Source organism: Nocardiopsis sp. NPDC007018 (genome assembly GCF_040635075.1).
Classification (GTDB): domain Bacteria; phylum Actinomycetota; class Actinomycetes; order Streptosporangiales; family Streptosporangiaceae; genus Nocardiopsis.
In genome coordinates, this window is record NZ_JBEYHA010000017.1 from 25,191 (window position 1) to 41,375 (window position 16,185).

16 protein-coding genes are annotated in these 16,185 nt (G+C 71.7%); 3 read left to right on the forward strand and 13 right to left on the reverse strand.

What is annotated here, in order from left to right; translation table 11 throughout:
• Positions 1-21: 21 nt before the first annotated feature.
• Positions 22-1,278 (reverse strand): histidine kinase, encoded by a 1,257-nt coding sequence (locus tag ABZ635_RS12015; protein WP_357762911.1) that lies wholly within the window; start codon positions 1,276-1,278, stop codon positions 22-24.
• Positions 1,279-1,546: 268 nt separating this feature from the next.
• On the opposite strand from ABZ635_RS12015, the gene ABZ635_RS12020 reads away from it, so the two are divergent.
• Positions 1,547-3,010: an alpha/beta fold hydrolase gene (locus ABZ635_RS12020; protein ID WP_357762914.1), complete on the forward strand. Its 1,464-nt coding sequence runs from the start codon at positions 1,547-1,549 to the stop codon at positions 3,008-3,010.
• 77 nt (positions 3,011-3,087) lie between these two features.
• Here ABZ635_RS12020 and ABZ635_RS12025 read toward each other — a convergent pair whose 3' ends face one another.
• Positions 3,088-3,405, reverse strand: a complete 318-nt coding sequence (locus ABZ635_RS12025; protein WP_357762917.1) for a hypothetical protein — start codon at positions 3,403-3,405, stop codon at positions 3,088-3,090.
• 179 nt (positions 3,406-3,584) lie between these two features.
• Between ABZ635_RS12025 and ABZ635_RS12030 the strand changes: the two genes are divergently transcribed.
• Entirely contained in the window at positions 3,585-3,737 is a 153-nt protein-coding gene (locus ABZ635_RS12030) for a hypothetical protein (RefSeq protein WP_357762920.1), read from the forward strand.
• A gap of 55 nt (positions 3,738-3,792) precedes the next feature.
• Here ABZ635_RS12030 and ABZ635_RS12035 read toward each other — a convergent pair whose 3' ends face one another.
• Positions 3,793-4,749, reverse strand: coding sequence for a threonine/serine dehydratase (locus ABZ635_RS12035; protein WP_357762923.1), 957 nt, complete (start codon positions 4,747-4,749; stop codon positions 3,793-3,795).
• Positions 4,750-4,799: 50 nt separating this feature from the next.
• Here ABZ635_RS12035 and ABZ635_RS12040 point away from each other — a divergent pair, with 50 nt between their 5' ends.
• The gene (locus ABZ635_RS12040) at positions 4,800-5,393 is read left to right on the forward strand and encodes a flavin reductase family protein (protein ID WP_357762926.1); all 594 of its coding nucleotides are present in this window, start codon (positions 4,800-4,802) and stop codon (positions 5,391-5,393) included.
• A 12-nt stretch (positions 5,394-5,405) separates the two neighbouring features.
• Here the strand turns inward: ABZ635_RS12040 and ABZ635_RS12045 are convergent, their stop codons facing one another.
• The 10 genes from ABZ635_RS12045 to ABZ635_RS12090 all read right to left on the reverse strand — a co-directional run bounded on the left by ABZ635_RS12045 (position 5,406) and on the right by ABZ635_RS12090 (position 15,959).
• Positions 5,406-6,077, reverse strand: coding sequence for a maleylpyruvate isomerase family mycothiol-dependent enzyme (locus ABZ635_RS12045; protein ID WP_357762929.1), 672 nt, complete (start codon positions 6,075-6,077; stop codon positions 5,406-5,408).
• 85 nt (positions 6,078-6,162) lie between these two features.
• Positions 6,163-7,242: a lytic polysaccharide monooxygenase gene (locus ABZ635_RS12050; RefSeq protein WP_357762932.1), complete on the reverse strand. Its 1,080-nt coding sequence runs from the start codon at positions 7,240-7,242 to the stop codon at positions 6,163-6,165.
• A 62-nt stretch (positions 7,243-7,304) separates the two neighbouring features.
• A complete protein-coding gene (locus tag ABZ635_RS12055) occupies positions 7,305-8,327 on the reverse strand; it encodes a glycoside hydrolase family 5 protein (RefSeq protein ID WP_357762935.1) in 1,023 nt (340 codons plus the stop codon).
• A gap of 83 nt (positions 8,328-8,410) precedes the next feature.
• Positions 8,411-9,817 (reverse strand): glycoside hydrolase family 6 protein, encoded by a 1,407-nt coding sequence (locus tag ABZ635_RS12060; protein ID WP_357762938.1) that lies wholly within the window; start codon positions 9,815-9,817, stop codon positions 8,411-8,413.
• A gap of 335 nt (positions 9,818-10,152) precedes the next feature.
• Positions 10,153-10,974 carry an IclR family transcriptional regulator gene (locus tag ABZ635_RS12065; RefSeq protein WP_357762941.1) on the reverse strand — a complete coding sequence of 274 codons (822 nt, stop codon included), beginning with the start codon at positions 10,972-10,974 and terminating at the stop codon, positions 10,153-10,155.
• Positions 10,971-11,810 (reverse strand): carbohydrate ABC transporter permease, encoded by an 840-nt coding sequence (locus ABZ635_RS12070; RefSeq protein ID WP_357762944.1) that lies wholly within the window; start codon positions 11,808-11,810, stop codon positions 10,971-10,973. The genes ABZ635_RS12065 and ABZ635_RS12070 overlap by 4 nt, the downstream gene beginning before the upstream one ends.
• Positions 11,807-12,763, reverse strand: coding sequence for a sugar ABC transporter permease (locus ABZ635_RS12075; protein WP_357762947.1), 957 nt, complete (start codon positions 12,761-12,763; stop codon positions 11,807-11,809). Before ABZ635_RS12075 ends, ABZ635_RS12070 begins: the two co-directional genes overlap by 4 nt.
• Before the next feature lie 5 nt (positions 12,764-12,768).
• A complete protein-coding gene (locus ABZ635_RS12080) occupies positions 12,769-14,067 on the reverse strand; it encodes an extracellular solute-binding protein (RefSeq protein WP_357762950.1) in 1,299 nt (432 codons plus the stop codon).
• 174 nt (positions 14,068-14,241) lie between these two features.
• Positions 14,242-14,859, reverse strand: coding sequence for an FMN reductase (locus ABZ635_RS12085; RefSeq protein WP_357762953.1), 618 nt, complete (start codon positions 14,857-14,859; stop codon positions 14,242-14,244).
• The gene (locus ABZ635_RS12090) at positions 14,856-15,959 is read right to left on the reverse strand and encodes an LLM class flavin-dependent oxidoreductase (protein WP_357762956.1); all 1,104 of its coding nucleotides are present in this window, start codon (positions 15,957-15,959) and stop codon (positions 14,856-14,858) included. The genes ABZ635_RS12085 and ABZ635_RS12090 overlap by 4 nt, the downstream gene beginning before the upstream one ends.
• Positions 15,960-16,185: the final 226 nt, after the last annotated feature.

Here is a 16,185-nt window from a genome sequence, read left to right on the forward strand (position 1 = left end):
GGCCCGGCACGCGTCACCGCCTCAGACGGGTTCGGGTTCCGCGTCCACGGCCGCGGGCAGTTCGGCGCTCAGCCGCCAGCCGCCGTCGGCGGTCTCCTCGGAGGTGAGCCGTCCCTCCAGCTCGTCCACCCGCTCCCGCAGTCCGGACAACCCGTACCCGCTCGTCGGCGGGGGCACGAGGTCGCTCGGCGGTTCGGCGTTGGCGACCTCCACGGTCAGGCGGCCCGCGCCCAGCCGGAGCGTGACGGTCACGTCGGCTCCGGCGGCGTGCTTGGCGGCGTTAGTGACGCCCTCCTTCACCACCTGGAAGGCGGCGCGCTGGACGGCGAGCGGGAGGTCGTCCGCCCCGGTGAGCCCGTCGCGGAGTTCGACGCTCATCCCCGCCTCGCGCCACTCGTCGAGCAGTTCCGGTACTCCCGCCAGGGTGGGCTGCGGCCGCGGCCGCGCGGGCGCGGGTCCGGAGGGGTGTTCGCGCAGTACGCCGAGGATGTCACGCAGCTCCCCCAGGGCCTGGCGTCCCGTTCCCCTGATGAGCCCGGCGGTCTCCAGGGCCCTGGGGTCGCTGGTGGAGACCTCCAGCCCTCCGGCGTGCAGGACGATGAGGCTGACCCGGTGGGCGACGACGTCGTGCATCTCGCGGGCGATGCGGTTGCGTTCGGCGCTCACCGCGCGCTCCGCGAGCAGGTGCCGCTCGCGGTCGAGCCGTTCGGCCCGCTCCCTGAGCCCGTGCACCAGCTCGCGACGGGTACCCACGTACAGCCCCAGGGCCAGGAGCAGCAGAACGGCCATCGCTCCCATGAGGGCGATGTCGACCGCCTCCCGGAAGGCCAGCGCGATCCCGACGGCGTAGGCCAGGGACCACGCCACCGGCGAGAGGGGTCCCCGGGCGTGGACGGCGTGGGAGTAGACCGCCACCAGCACCGGCACGACGTTGCCGAACCCCAGGAGCAACACGAGCGCCGATCCCAGCAGCCACAGGGGCTGGGCGCGCCGTACCAGCATGGTCGCCGTCACACCCAGCACGGGGAGCCCGTAGTACAGCAGACCCGGGAGTTCGGGCCCGTACCGTGCGGATTCGGCCTCGAAGAGCTCTCCGGTCCAGGCACCCGCCAGACCCCAGCCGTCCATGGACTGGATCTGCAACTGGAGGGTCAGGAGCACGGTCCCCAGGGCGTACAGCCAGTCGGCGACGGTCCAGCGCCATTCGCGCCGGGTGAGGGGGTCCAGGCCGCGCCATCGGGCGAGGCAGCGGCTGGGGTGAGGCATCCGGGTGCGCATGGGGGCTGAGTGTAGGACGCCCGCCCCCGTGTCCGGACCGCGGGACGGTGTCCCTTCGCACGCGCCCCCCACGAAAGTGGGTGCCGGAGCCGACCAAGGAGACGGCGGCACGGCCTCCACCCGGTACTTCCGAGACCCCGGGAATCCTCCGTGAGGCGCACGCCCCGGGAGGGTGACCGAACGTAGCATGACGGCGACGCGAGGGCCCGCGCGCAACCGTCCCCACGGCCGCGCCCCTCGACCCCCACCCCCACGAGCGGAGACCCCCATGCCCCTGACGCGCGGAGCCGCGCTGATCGCCCTGTCCGGACTCCTGCTCACGGCGGGGGCCGTACCGGCCGCGGCCGAGCCCGACCCGGAACCGGACTGGCGGCTCTGCGCGGAGGTCGCCGAGGGTTGGGACGCGGGCGACGAGCGCACCCTGTGCGCGACGGTGACCGTGCCCCTGGACCACGACGACCCCGACGGACGCGGCCTCGAACTCGCCGTCAGCCGGGTGCCCGCCTCCGAGAACAACGACTACCCGGTGCTGTTCAACCCCGGAGGGCCCGGGCACCAGGGGGTGACCATGCCCGGCCACGTCCTCGGCACTGGGCTGCGAGACCTCGGGGCACGTCACGACCTGGTCGGATTCGATCCGCGCGGTGTCGGGTACAGCGGGGCCCCGGAGTGCGGGTTCGAGTTCACCGCGCCCGACCCCGGCCCCGGCCCGGACGCGGAGGAACGGGCCCGCGCCCTCGCCGGGGAGTACGCCCGGATGAACGAGGAGTGCCACGCGGCCGACCCCGAGCTGGTCGAGTCCCTGACCGTGGAGAACGTGGCCCGCGACATGGAGCTGGTCCGGAGGGCGCTGGGCGCGGAGACCATCGGCTTCTACGGGGTCTCGTGGGGCTCCCTGCTCGGCGCGACCTACCGTTCCCTGTACGACGACCGGGTCGAGGCCATGCTCCTGGACTCGGTGGTCTCTCCCGACACCAGTGTGTCCCGGCTGGAGGAGGGCCAGGCGGAGGCGGGCGAGGAGGTGTTCCACCGGTTCACCGACTGGGTGGCCGAGCACGACGCGGTCTACGGACTCGGCACGGAGGGTGAGCCGGTGCGTGCCCGGATGCTGGAACTGCGCGACGCACTGGCGGAGGAGCCGCGCACCGGCCCCGACGGGACCGTGGTGGACGGGGACTTCGTGACGGCGCTGCTGCCCACGCCCGAGCGCGAGTGGCCCGACAACGCGGCCGCCCTGGTGACCCTGCTGGACGGGGGCGTCCCCGATCCGGGGCAGCCGCGCGCCGAGGGCTTCGGGTGGGACGCCGAGACCGACGGCGCCACGTTCTTCTCCCAGGTGGCGCTGTTGTGCAACGACTCCGAGAGCCCTCGTGACTTCGACCGTGTGTGGCGGGACCGGGCCGAGCGGGCCGAGCGCCTGCCCGCCATGGGCACCACGGGCTTCTACGCGCACATGTGCGCGGGGTGGCCCACCTCCGGACGCGCACCGGAGCTGGAGCGGGGTCAGAGCCCGCTCCAGCTGGTGGGCCACACGCGCGAGATGGTGACGCCCCACCGCTGGGCCCTGGACATGCGGGACGTCGTCGGCGGCCGAGTGCTGAGCGTGGAGGACGACGGCCACGGCACACTGTCGCGCCTGCCCTGTGCCGAGGCCGCGGTGGAGTTCTTCGCGTCCCGCGAGGCGGTCGCCGACACGTGCCCGGGCACGGCCCCGCCCATGCCCCGAGGCTGAGGGAGAGCGACGGCGCGCCCTCCCGACACTCGGGAGGGCGCGGTGTTCGAGGCCTCCCAGAGCACAGGTGGCACCGGTCAGTCGGGGCGGGTGTCGGGGTCGAGGTCTCGCAGGTTCCGCTCCCAGCGGAGTCGGCGATCGTCGAGGGTCATCTCCCACCAGGGCGTTCCCCTCTCCCCCAGGCCCTCCTTGGCACGCGCCACGTTCGCCCGGGCCCGCGACTCGGCCTCGGCGTCCCCGGCGCGCAGGGCCGAGGCCACGTCTCGGCGGGCCGCCATCAGGTGGTCGACCAGGCGCTGGCGGACCGACTCCGGGAGTTCGGGGTCGCTGGCCCGCCACCTCCGGCCCCGGACGACGACGTAGCGGCCGTCGTGGGTGCGTTCGGCGTCCGACATGACCCGGAACGTGCCCTCGATCGCCGTTCCCCAACCGGGACCTCCCGAGCTCGGATATGACGCAGTTCACTCGGGCTTACACTGGGTCTGAAAGTTAACACCTATTACGGTTGGAGGCGCCGACATGCCCGGCATGTCGGACGCACGAGCGTTGGCGCCCTCGACCCCCGGAGCTCCCCATGATCGACCCCACCTCGTTCGGCACCGCCCTGACCACGCTGGCGGTCATCGTGGCGATGGTGATCGCCTTCGGCCTGGCCATCGTGTCCGACATGGCCATGCGCCGACGCGAGGACCGCGCCGCCGCCGACCGGCAGTCCACCGACGGCTGACCGGCCGCCTCCCGGGATCACCGTGACCGGTGCGCACGGACCGTCGGCCCCGGGTTCAGTCCACCCGGGTCAACCGCGTGAACAGGGCCGGGTCGACGTTGCCGCCCGAGACCACGGCGACCGTGGCCTCGGGCCGACCCGTCACGGTCTCCACCTTCCCCGCCAGGACCGCCGCCGTGGCCAGCGCGCCGCTGGGCTCGGCGACCAGCCGAGCCCCGTGCGCGAGCGCGGACACGGCCCGGGCGATCTCCTCCTCCGAGACCGTGACGATCCCGTCCAACCGTGCCGAGAGGTGCGCGAAGGTGCGTTCGGACAGGCAGACGCGCACCCCGTCGGCCATGGTCCGGTGGGTGCGCTCCGGTTCCCAGGAGACGAGGCGCCCCTCGCGCAGGCTCTCGGCGGCGTCGGCCGCCAGCTCGGGCTCCACTCCCACCACCCGCACCCGGGGGTGGGCGGCCCGCACCGCCGTGGCCACGCCGGAGGCCAGTCCGCCTCCGCCCACCGGCACGACGATGGTGGTGGCCTCGGGTGACTGTTCGAGGATCTCCAGTCCCACGGTGCCCTGACCGGCGATCACCCGGGGGTCGTCGAAGGGCGGGATCAGCACGCGGAGTTCACGGTCGCGCAGCTCGGTGGCGGCGGTGAGGCGCTCGGCGGGCGGCACGGTCACCACACGCGCGCCGTAGGAGCGAATCCGCTCCACCTTGACCGCCGGTGCGCCCTCCGGCACCACGACGGCGCAGGGCACCCCCTGACGGGCGGCCGCCAGGGCCAGCGCGAGGCCGTGGTTACCCGAGGAGTGCGTGACCACACCGCGTTCGCGCTGGACCGGGGTGAGCTGGGCGACGGCGTTGGTGGCGCCGCGCAGTTTGAAGGCACCGGTGGGTTGGAGGCTCTCCGGCTTGAGGAGGAGGTCCGTCCCGTGGGGCCCCGCGGTGAGGGGCGTGCGCACCACGTGGCCCCGAATCCGGGAGGCGGCGGCGCGGACGTCGTCGGCGGTGACCAGTTCCATCCGGTGGGTATGCCCGCCCCCACCCCCGGCACACGGGATACTCGTCGGTGATGCGTACCGAACACACCCCCGCCGCCCTGCCCGGCCGGGACTTCTACAAGCTGATGTCGTCGGTGATCCTCCCGCGCCCGATCGCGTGGGTCTCCACCACCTCCGAGTCCGGCGTGGACAACCTGGCGCCGCACTCCTTCTTCACCATCTCCTGCACCGAACCGCCGATCGTGCAGTTCACCTCGGTGGGCCGCAAGGACTCCCTGCGCAACGTGGAGGCCACCGGCGAGTTCGTGGTCAACCTGGCCACCGAACCGCTCCAGGACCAGGTCAACGCGACCGCGACGGAGTACCCGCCACACCTGAGCGAGTTCGACGAGCTGGGCATCGAGCGGGAGGCGAGCACGACGGTACTCCCTCCCCGGGTGGCCGCGTCGCCGGTCGCGCTGGAGTGCGCCCTGCACTCGACCCTGCGCCTGGGTGACTCCACGGTGGTGTTCGGCCGGGTCCAGACGGTGGCCGTGGACGCGTCCGTCGTGGTGGACGGCCTTCCCGAGGCCACCCTGCTGCGTCCGATGGCGCGGCTTGGACGCAACGAGTGGTCCACCCTGGGAGAGGTGCGGGCCGTCAACCGCGTCCCCTACACGCCCTGAGCCGGAGGCCGGTCAGACCGTGAGGTCGGCCTCGGGTGCGGGGAGGGTGGGCAGGAGCGGGGCGACGCTCGCGGGGTCGCCACCGGTCCAGTCCATGGCCAGGATCTGGCGCACACCGCGCCGTCCGGTCACCGCCCTGGCCAGCTCGTAGGCGGTGCCGCGCAGGGTGAGCCCGGGGTCCTCTCCGAGGGTCCACTCCTGTCCGGTGTCGGTGGCGACCACCCGCACGGCGGGCCGGTCGGCCGACCAGACCTTCGCCAGCCCGCCCAACGGGAAGTCCGCGAGCTGGTCGGCGTCCTCGGTCCGCGCGGCCAGACCCAGGGCGCCCCGCAGGTCGTTCTCGTGATGCCACAGGTCCAGGGCCAGCAGCGCGTAGCGCCTGCGCGTCCGGGTCCGCAGCAGCTCCAGCAGGGCGGGGGCGCTCGCGCGCCACTGGTCGGTGATGGCGCCGATGTCCAGGTGGGCGCGGTCCGCGACCTGGCGGGCCGTCACCTCGTCACCGACCGGAGGGGTGGCGTTTCCGCTCAGCACGTCGGCGCCGAGCCCCGCGAGGTGGGCGTACACCTGCTGGACGGTCCAGTCCGGGCAGGCGGGGACAACGGTGGCGAGCTGGTCCCGGTCGAGGGTGGGGGCCAGGTCGAGGAGGCGGTCCTGGCAGTTCTGGTAGATGCGCGCGGAGTCCATCGTCCCAGGCTACCTAACAGCGTTAGGAACGGGGTGGGCCGGTCCCGGGCCGTCATGCCCCAGGACCGGCCCGACGCGTCAGCGATCAGGGTCGCTGGCACTCCACTCCGGGCACGATGTTGGCGCCCTCGAAGGTCGCGGTGAACCCGAAGGTGGTGGAGTCACCCGCGGCGAGCGTTCCGTTGTGGGCCGCGTTGGAGGCCTCGAAGTGCGCGCCGTGGTTCACGAGCGAGGCGTTCCAGACGTTGCTGATCTCCTGCCTGTTGGCGAACACCCAGTCCACCATCCATCCGGTCACGCCGTCCTCTCCAGCGGTGACCTCGACCTCCGCCTGGAAGCCGTCGCTCCAGGCGTCGGTGACCCTGTACTCCGCCGTGCAGTACTCCTTCGCGGGCGGGTCCGTCGGGTCGGGGCCGGGCGGGTCGGTCGGCTCGGGGGCGGGCGGGTCGGTCGGCTCGGGGTCCGTCGGTTCCGGGCCGGGCCCGGGTTCGGTTCCCGGGTCGTCGCCGAAGACCACGTCGGAGCAGTTGTAGAAGGCCTCGGGGCTGTCGGAACGCTCCCAGACCGAGTAGACGAGGTGGCGCCCCTCCCGGTCGGGGAGGTCCACGTCCCAGTAGTACTCGGCGCCCGCCTCACCCCCGCTGCGCAGCGGGGGGTCGACGACCTCGTCGATCAGTTCCAAGTCATCCCAGGTCAGGGGCGAGTTCGGGTTCCAGCCGTCCACCGTGACATAGGTGAAGAAGGTACCCGGGTGGGGCGCCCACGCGTTGTGGTGGAACTCCACGGTCGTGTTCGGCTGCAACTGGGTGGACGGCCAGTCGGTGCGGGCCGCGTTGAAGGCGGCGAACTGCTCGGTGGGCCCGCACAGCTCCCCGTCCGCGACGAACTCCCGGTGCCGACCGTCGGAGTCACTGATCAGGTTGCCGAACCAGTTCCAGAAGGCGTAGTCGCCGCCTTCGGAGAGGGCGTCGGCGCAGGCGGCGTTGACGGGCTGGAGGGCGCCCCCGGAGCTTCCGCCGGTGGCGTCCTGGAAACAGGCGTAGGTGCGGGAGGCGGGATAGGTGAAGGCCCCGTGGGCCTCGGCGGGTTCGGGCGCGGCGACGACGGCGTAGCCGACGGCCAGGCCTCCGAGCGCCAGGGCGGCGATGGTCTGACGTGACCGCATGAGGTCACTCCTCGTGTGTGCGTTGGGGGAACCCGGCCGCGCACGGCGCGCGGCCGGGGGTCTTACGTGCGTACTCGTGGGCCGGGCTGCTCCGCTCCGTAGACGGGAGCCCGTACCGAGGTCTCGACGATGCCGTCGGGACCGTGGAAGATCCGGTCTCCCCAGGGGGTCAGGGAGTCGACGTCGAAGTCCTCGACCATGTCCAGGTAGGCGACCTCGCCGCTGTTTCCGCTCCACGACCAGCCGACGTACCCGAGGCCGAGTCGCTCGGTGTGGCGCATGATGGCGTCCTCGTCGGGATCGCCGTCACTGTGGTCGAAGCCGAACTCACCGACGATGAGGGGAAGACCGCGGTCGGTGAAGTACTCCAGGTAGTCGACGATCACCGACTCCTGTTCGTAGACGCCGTACATGTGGATGGAGAACACGGTGTTGGCGTGGGGATCGGCGTCGAAGACGCCCTGTGCGCCGTCGCGCATGGTGTGCGTCCAGTCCTGACCCCAGTTCGGGGCGTCCACGACCAACGTGTGGTCGAAGCCCGCCGAGCGCAGGCGCCGAATCGCCTCCGAGGTCGCGGAGGCCCAGGACGCGTTGGTCGCCTCGTCGTTGCCGAAGGGTTCGTTGGCGATGTTGACCAGGACGTGGTCCTCCTCCCCCGCGACCGCGTCCTGGATGCGCAACCAGTAGTCGACGGCCTGGTCCAGCGTCGCGGCCTCGGAGTCCTCCCCGTAGCCGGTGGTGTCGTGCACCTCCAACATGCAGATGAGTCGGTTCTCCTTGCAGTCGGCGACGACCGCCGCGACGTCCGCGACGTCGTTCTCCTGCCAGCGGTCGCCGCTGCTGAGGACCACGCGGACGGTGTTGGCGCCCAACGACCCGATGTCGGCCAGGGCTCCGGTCTCGTGGGTGAACCAGGTGTGCGGGTGGCTGACCCCGCGGATGACGAAGTCGTTGCCCGCCGCGTCGACGAGGCGCCCGTCGCTGACCCGGAACCCGGTGTCGGCGTGGGCGGGGATCGCGTGCGCGAACGGCGCGGCCAGGAGTGCGAGGGTCGTGGCGAGGGCGAGTGTCAGGCGTTGCTTCACGAGGGCTCCGTTCGGGAGGGGTGGCCCTTCCGGGCGCCCGCCGCCGGGGGACGGCGGCGGGCGCCCGATCCGGGGAGGGCCTCCTACTGGACGGGCGGGTACGCGTTGGCCAGCAGCTCCTGGAACTGTGCGGAGAACCAGTGGCCGGAGACGGGGGCGTCGGGCAGGGCGCCGCTCATGTTGTGGTTGTTGCGGGGGTTGCCCTCATAGGTGGGGTCGCACATGCGGTCGAACCCCTTGCCCTCGTCGTTGGGAATCTCGGCGCTGGAGCCGTCGGACTCACCCGGGGGCTTCATCCACACGTACGCGTCGATGCCCGGTTCGGGAGCGGTGGTGGGCCGCTCACCCAACCCGGCTCCGGCCTGGTTGCACCAGTTCCCGTACTGGATGCGGCGGTCGAAGCGGCCGCCGTCGACGTAGGCGTTCACGTCGGTGGTGGGCCCGGCACTGGTGGGCCGGTCGGCGCCGCCCCAGCCGTTGCGGGAGGTGTCGATGAGCATCCCGATGCCCGGGTCGAACCCCTGGGAGACCAGCTCGGAGCGCAGGGCCTGGGCGAAGGAGAGCTCGTCGACGTAGTTGTTCCAGTCCACCCAGCTGGACTGGCGCACCGGGGTCCCGTTGATGGTCTGCCCGATCGCGAAGTGCTCCTCCTTCAGGGCCGAGTAGTTGGCGGTGTTGGCGATGAATCCGTGCACGTCGTCGGGGGTGGCCCCGTTGGCGTTGGCGGCCTCGTGGAACAGGGCCGCGGAGGGCGCGAAGTTGTCCTCCCAGCCGATCCAGCCGTGGTGGCCGGCGTCCACGTAGTTGTAGACGTTGCCGATCGCGCCGAGCTGGGCGAGCGCGTAGCCGACGCCGTTGACGTAGTTGCCGTTGGCCAGCATGACGTCGCACTCGGGGGTGGCGGTGTTGCGGGGGGACACATTGGTAATCAGATTGGGCAGCGAGTCGAGTTCGATCGTCGTGACGATCCGCAGGGAGGTGTCCTCGTAGTCGCGCAGGATGTCCGCGATCGGGTCGATGTACTCCGACTCGTAGCGGTCGATCTCCTCGGGCCCGAGCTCGCCGTTGGAGGCCAGAGCGGCGCAGTCGCGCCCGGGCAGGTTGTAGACGACCAGCTGGAAGACCAGCGGTTCTCCGGCGGCCTGCTCGACGGCCTCGTCGAGGTGGTCGCGCAGGCCCATGTCACCGGTGGTGGGGCTGTCGTTGCCCTCGATGGCGCTGATGCGGTCCAGCCAGATACCGGTGGGCTCGTCCGCGACGGCCTCACCACCGGGTTCGGCCGCGGCGTTGGCGGACCAGATCGGGTTCACGTAGACGTCCGCGCCGACGTAGGGGTTGTCCACCCGCTCGTTGGCGGCGGACGCTCCGTCGTCGGCCGCGGTGGCGGGGGCGGCGGTCAGTGCGGTGGTCGCGCCCAGCAGGAGGGCGGAGGCCACGGCGAGTGCGCGCCGCGGCGGGGTCGGGTGTGCGGGGGAAGGGGATCTGCTCATCGTCGTTTCCTCGCGTAGGGGGGTGCCAAGGAGGGTGAGCTTGCGGGGGCGTCGCACGGTCCCGAAGGGGGCCGGGAGGGCGACGCGGCGTGCGGACCCGGCCGGGGTGGACCCCTCGGGTCCGGTCGCGCACCAGTCGGTCGTGGCGCTGTCCGGACGGCGAGCGGGGGCGTCCTCGCGTTCGCGGGAGCGCTCCCATGCTTCGCTTCCTGGAAAGTTAACACCATTGAAATCCCGTGGCAACGGGTGACCGGAGGAAAACTCTCCGGAGCTTCCGGATGATCGCGGAAGCGCTGGTCACGCGCCGTGACCCCCCGCACCGGGGGCCCGGGGGCCTACGGAACCCCGCGCCCTCCGGCGGCGGTGTCCACGACACGCCCGCCCAGCTGGGCCGACACCCGCGCGGCCACCGCGGCGACCTCCGGCCCCAGTCCGCGCACCCGCGCCACCGGCATCTGGCTGACCAGTGACGACACACTGATCGCCGCCACCGGGTCCCGGTTGTGGTCGAAGATCGGCGCGGCCACGCAGCGCACCTCGGGCTCGTTCTCGCGGTCGTCGATCGCGTACCCGCGCTCGCGTACCCGCCGCAGCTCCTCGGCCAACACCCCGGGGTCGGTCACCGTCCGGGCCGTGACGGCGGGAAGTCCCGCCGCCACCACGTCCGCCACGAGGTCGTCCGGACCGAACGCCAGGATCGCCCGGCCCACGGCCGTCCGGTAGGCCGGCATCCGCGCACCGATCCGCGAGGACATCCGCACCGTCGCCGTGTTCTCGACCTTGTCCACGTACACGACGTCGTGCCCGTCCAACAGCACCAGGTGGCAGGTGTGCCCGGTCCGGCGCATCAGGCCGCGCAGGTGCTCGGAGGCGACCGACCGCAGGTCCATGTGGTCCAGGTAGGACTGCCACAACAGCAGTGCGGCACCGCCCACCCGGAACCGCCCCGAACGGGGGTCGCGCGTGAGCAGGCCGTACTCCACCAGCGGCGCGGACAGGCGCAGGACGGTGCTCTTGTTCACTCCGAGCCCCTCCGCGAGCTCGGTGAGGGTGGCACCGCCGTGCTCGGGCGGGGTGGAGCGCACCAGCTCCACCACCGCCAGGGCGCGGCGCAGCGACGCCGAGGAGTTGCGCCGGGGGCCGGACGGCGAACTCACCCCTTGACCGCCCCTCCCAGACCGTTGGCCAGCCGATGCTGCACGAACAGGAAGAACACCAGCACCGGCAGCGTCATCAGGACCGAGCCCGCCATGATCCCGCCCCAGTCGTTCTCGTCCGGCTTGAACAGGGACAGCAGGGCGATGGGCAGCGTCTGGTTCTCCTGCGCGGAGATGATGAAGGTGCGGGCGAACAGGAAGTCGTTCCACGTCATGATGAACGAGAAGATACTGCACGCCACCACACCGGGGGCGACCAGGGGGAACAGCACGCGGGTGACGAACGTCAGACTCCCCGCGCCGTCCAGCCAGGCCGCCTCCTCCAGTTCCTTGGGGACCGCCGCGACGAAGCTGCGCAGCATCCACACGGCCAGGGGGATCGCGAACGCCGTGTGCACGAGCATGAGCGAACCCAGCTGGTTCAGTCCGATCCCGGGGATGCCGTACCCCAGGGCGCGCATGAGGAAGAACAGCGGGATGGTCAGGGCCTCCACCGGCACCATCTGGGCGGTCAGCACCATCACCAGCAGGGTCGTGCGCAGCCGGAAGCGGTAACGGGTGAGCGCCACGGCCGCCAGGAACGCGCACAGGGTGGAGACGGTGACGACCACGACCGCCACCAGCACGCTGTTGAGCAGGTACTGCCCGAACCCGTCGATGAGCAGGACCCGGCGGAACGACTCCAGGGTGGGTTCGAGCGTGTAGGGGGCGGGGTCGCCCGCCTCCAGGGCGGCGCGGGGCTTGAGCGCCGACAGCAGCATCCAGTACAGGGGCAGTGCCACGACGAGGGCCACGAGCAGTCCGGCGGCGTCGTTCCTGAGTCTGCGGAGCGTCACAGTACCTCCCCTTGGCGGCGCAGCGCGCGCAGGTACACGAGGGTGATCAGCAGCAGGAGCAGGGTGGTGATCACGCCGATCGCCGACCCCAGGCCGTACTGCCCGGAGGCGAACGCCTTCTGGTACGCGTACACGTTGAGGACCAGGTTCTGGCCGGCGATCCCGCCGCCCCCGGTCATGACGTAGATCTGGGTGAAGATCTTGAAGTCCCAGATGATCGACTGGATGGTCACGATGGTCACCGCCGGGCGCAGCATCGGCAGCATCACCGACCACGCGATCCGGGACGTGGAGGCGCCGTCCAGCCGGGCGGCCTCCACGACCTCCTCGGGGATGGCCCTGATCCCGGCGTAGAGGGTGACCATGACGAACGGGAACGAGCACCACACCACCTGCGCGCCGACCAGTGCGAAGGCGGACCACTTGTCGTAGGTCCAGGAGTGCCCGGTGAAGTCTCCGACGCCCAACCAGGTCAGGGCCTGGTTCACCGGCCCCAGAGTGGGGTCGAACAGGTGCAGCCACACCGCGCTGCCAGTGACGGCGGGGGTCGCCCAGGCGCCCAGCGCGGCCAGGAACAGCAGTGTGCGCACCCAGGGGGTCAGGCGGGTGGCCAGGACCGCGAGCGCACCGCCCACGGCGAGGGTGCCGGCCACGCAGGCGGCGGCGAAGCCCACCGTGTTGCGCAGCACCTCCCAGAACTGGGGGTCGGACAGGAGCGCGCGGTAGTTGGCCCAGCCGACGAACTCCAGCGGCTCGGCACCGGTGACCTGCGGTTGGCGGTAGTCGAAGAACGACACCAGCACCAGCTGGTAGAGCGGGTAGACCAGCATGACACCCAGCACCAGCGCGGCGGGTACCAGGTAGATCCAGGGTTCGATCCGGCGACCGCGGGAGCCCGGGGGCCTCCCGGTGGGGCGCCGTACGGCGACGGGGACGGGGGGTCTGGCGTCCATGGGCGTCATCCCTCCCCGAACGCGGTGTCGAGGGCCCGGGCGGCCTCGTCGGCGGCCTCTTCCACGGTGGCGTTCCCGGCCGCCACCCGCTGCACCATGGTGGGCAGGACGCCCTCGGCGTCGACGGTCGCCCAGGCTCCGGTGACCGGGACGAACCGGGTCCCGGCGTCGATGGTCTCCACGAACGGGGTGATCTCCTCGTCCGAGGCGGCCAGTTCCTCGCGCACGTCGGTGTAGGCGGGCAGGTTGCCCATGGCCTCGTACATCCTCAGCTGGTACTCCTTGCCCGCCAGGAGCTTCACGAACTCCACGGCGAGGGTGCGGCGCTCCGTACCGGCCAGGACTCCGAGGTTGTTGCCCCCGGCGAAGGCGGGGGCCACCGTGCCGGGTTCGACGCCCGGGAGCGGGACGACGGCGGCGACGTCGGCGACGTCGCTGTCGCGCAGCGCGTTCAGGTTGAAGTTGCCGCCGATGGTCATGGCGGCGTTGCCCGCGAGGAAGTTCTGCACGGAGGCGTCCCCGGTCATCTGCGAGCAGGTCTGCGGCGGGCAGACGTCGTCGGACAGGATGCGCGTGTACAGCTCCAGGCCCCGTCGCGAGGCCTCCGAGTCGATGGCGGCGGTGTGGGTGGCGCCGCGCGCCTCGGCGATGTCGCCGCCGTGCGCCCACACGAACGGCATCATGGCGTAGGTGTAGGCCCCTCCGGTGGAGACTCCCAGCATGCCGGGGTCGTGTTCGCGCACCGCGCGGCCGGTCTCCACGAGCTCCTCCAGGGTCGCGGGGACCTCCAGGTCGAGCTCCTCCAGCACGTCGGTGCGGTAGAAGAGGGCGCGGGCGCCCAGGAACCAGGGCACGCCGTAGGAGGCGCCGTCCACCCGTGCGGTGGCCGCGACGTCGTCGGCGATGTCCCGGTGCGGCGCCCAGTCGGCGAGGTCGTCGGTGATGTCCACGAAGCCCGCCGACTCCACGTACCCGGCCAGGTCCGTGTTGCCGTACTCGGCGACGTCGGGGGCGGAGGCGGGGTCGAGGAAGGCGCCCTGGAAGCGCTCGGCCCTGGTCTCGACGGGGATGTACTGGACCTGGACGTCGACCCCGTCGTGGGCGGCCTCGAACTCGGTGACGGCCTCGTCGACGACCCGTTCCTTGGGCCCTTGATCGACCTCGGAGAACAGCCAGACGCGCAGGGTGCCGTCCGGTTCGTCGACACCGGAGGCGGCTCCGGTGGTCTGGAGGGGGGCGCAGGCGGTGGTCAGGACCGCGAGTCCGAGGAGTGCGCACAGGCGCGCGGGGGTAGTGAGTCGCATCGAAACTCCCCAGGTCGGAGGTAGGGAAAGCGGGTACCGACCCATCGGTGGGATGACTCTAGGGACGCCCTCGGACCAGGCAGAAGGGAGTGCGGACAAAGTTGTGCCCTGCACAACGCGGGGTGCGCAGTGCAGGGCGGTCGGCGGTGGGCCCCGGCTTTGCGGGGGCGGGGTTCACCTGCCCAGGCCGGACATCAGGTCGGCGAAGGGCGTGGGCTCCTCGTAGGGGTCGGCGGCCGTGGGGGCGCTGTCGGTGACCAGTAGGGCCAGCTGCCGGGCGGCCCGCGCGACGCGCTCGGACAGCTCGCGGCCGCCGCTCTCGCCGGCGCCCCAGTCCTCGGAGGCGGCGTAGACGCCCGTGGGCACCACGATCGAGCGGGTGTAGGTGAACATGGGGCGCAGGGCGTGCTCCAGCACCAGCGAATGGCGGGGGCTGCCGCCGGTGGCGGCCACCACCACCGGCTTGCCGTCCAGCGCCTCGGTGTCGACGACGTCGAAGAACGCCTTGAACAGGCCGCTGTAGGAGGCGTTGAAGACCGGGGTCACCGCGATGATCCCGTCCGCCTCGGCCAGGTCCGCCAGCACCCCGGACAGGTCACCGGTGGGGACGCGGGTGGTCATGGCGTTCATGATGTCGTGGGCCAGGTCGCGGAGCTCGACCACCCTGACCTCGACCTTCTCGCCTCGGTCGGCGAGGGCCTCCTCGGCGGCGGCGGTGAGCCGGTCGGCGAGCAGACGGGTCGAGGAGGGGTTGCTGAGCCCGGCGGTGACGGTGACGAGCCTGCGGGTCATTCCTGGACCTCCGTGTTCGTGGTGGCGCGCTCCTTCGCGGCCAGGAGCGAGGCGTGGGTGGGCGCGTCGGGCACGTGGGCGGGCTTCTTCGCCGCGAACTCCCTGCGCAGCACCGGGACGACCTCCTCACCGAGGATGTCGAGCTGTTCCAGCACGGTCTTGAGCGGGAGCCCCGCGTGGTCCATCAGGAAGAGCTGGCGCTGGTAGTCGCCGAAGGACTCCCTGAACCCCAGGGTACGGTCGATGACCTCCTGCGGGCTGCCGACGGTGAGCGGGGTCTCGCGGGTGAACTCCTCCAGGGAGGGGCCGCCGCCGTAGACCGGGGCGTTGTCGAAGTAGGGCCGGAACTCCTTGACCGCGTCCTGGGAGTTCCTGCGCATGAACACCTGGCCGCCGAGCCCCACGACGGCCTGCTCGGCCCTGCCGTGGCCGTAGTGCTCGTAGCGGCGGCGGTACAGGGAGATGAGCTTCTTCGTGTGGGTGGCGGGCCAGAAGATGTTGTTGTGGAAGAAGCCGTCACCGTAGAAGGCGGCCTGCTCGGCGATCTCCGGGCTGCGGATGGAGCCGTGCCAGACGAACGGCGGCACGTCGTCGAGCGGGCGCGGGGTGGAGGTGAAGCCCTGGAGCGGCGTGCGGAACTTGCCCTCCCAGTCGACGACGTCCTCCCTCCACAGGCGGTGCAGGAGGTTGTAGTTCTCCAGCGCCAGCGGGATGCCCTGGCGGATGTCCTGGCCGAACCAGGGGTAGACCGGCCCGGTGTTGCCCCGGCCCATCATCAGGTCCACGCGCCCGTCGGCCAGGTGCTGGAGCATCGCGAAGTCCTCCGCGATCTTGACCGGGTCGTTGGTGGTGATGAGGGTGGTGGAGGTGGACAGGATGATCTTCTCGGTCCGCGCCGCGACGTAACCGAGCATGGTCGTGGGCGAGGAGGCCACGAAGGGCGGGTTGTGGTGCTCGCCGGTGGCGAAGACGTCCAGGCCCACCTCCTCGGCCTTCAGGGCGATCCGCACCATCGCCTTGATCCGCTCGCCCTCGGTCGGCGTACGTCCCGTCGTGGGGTCGGTCGTCACGTCGCTGACCGAGAAGATTCCGAACTGCATGGCCGTTCCCCGATCCAAATAGCTTCTCAGGAAAATACTTTCGATGAAACTATCATGCGGAACCCCGCCCCGGAGCCAGGTATTCCCGCGCGCGGACCCCGGGGACCCGGGGTGGCCGGAGCGGCACACCACGTCGCCGACCGATGTCCGCTACCGGTCACTATGCCCCGAAGCGGGCCCCTTCGACCGAACCGACGCGGCCCCCGGAGCGCACACCCGGGCGGGC

Coding starts and splice junctions, on each gene's coding strand:
- ABZ635_RS12015 (WP_357762911.1), bottom strand. CDS start 1,278: ATGCGCACCCGGATGCCTCACCCCAGCCGCTGCCTCGCCCGATGGCGC.
- ABZ635_RS12020 (WP_357762914.1), top strand. CDS start 1,547: ATGCCCCTGACGCGCGGAGCCGCGCTGATCGCCCTGTCCGGACTCCTG.
- ABZ635_RS12025 (WP_357762917.1), bottom strand. CDS start 3,405: ATGTCGGACGCCGAACGCACCCACGACGGCCGCTACGTCGTCGTCCGG.
- ABZ635_RS12030 (WP_357762920.1), top strand. CDS start 3,585: ATGATCGACCCCACCTCGTTCGGCACCGCCCTGACCACGCTGGCGGTC.
- ABZ635_RS12035 (WP_357762923.1), bottom strand. CDS start 4,749: ATGGAACTGGTCACCGCCGACGACGTCCGCGCCGCCGCCTCCCGGATT.
- ABZ635_RS12040 (WP_357762926.1), top strand. CDS start 4,800: ATGCGTACCGAACACACCCCCGCCGCCCTGCCCGGCCGGGACTTCTAC.
- ABZ635_RS12045 (WP_357762929.1), bottom strand. CDS start 6,077: ATGGACTCCGCGCGCATCTACCAGAACTGCCAGGACCGCCTCCTCGAC.
- ABZ635_RS12050 (WP_357762932.1), bottom strand. CDS start 7,242: ATGCGGTCACGTCAGACCATCGCCGCCCTGGCGCTCGGAGGCCTGGCC.
- ABZ635_RS12060 (WP_357762938.1), bottom strand. CDS start 9,817: ATGAGCAGATCCCCTTCCCCCGCACACCCGACCCCGCCGCGGCGCGCA.
- ABZ635_RS12075 (WP_357762947.1), bottom strand. CDS start 12,763: ATGGACGCCAGACCCCCCGTCCCCGTCGCCGTACGGCGCCCCACCGGG.
- ABZ635_RS12080 (WP_357762950.1), bottom strand. CDS start 14,067: ATGCGACTCACTACCCCCGCGCGCCTGTGCGCACTCCTCGGACTCGCG.
- ABZ635_RS12085 (WP_357762953.1), bottom strand. CDS start 14,859: ATGACCCGCAGGCTCGTCACCGTCACCGCCGGGCTCAGCAACCCCTCC.
- ABZ635_RS12090 (WP_357762956.1), bottom strand. CDS start 15,959: ATGCAGTTCGGAATCTTCTCGGTCAGCGACGTGACGACCGACCCCACG.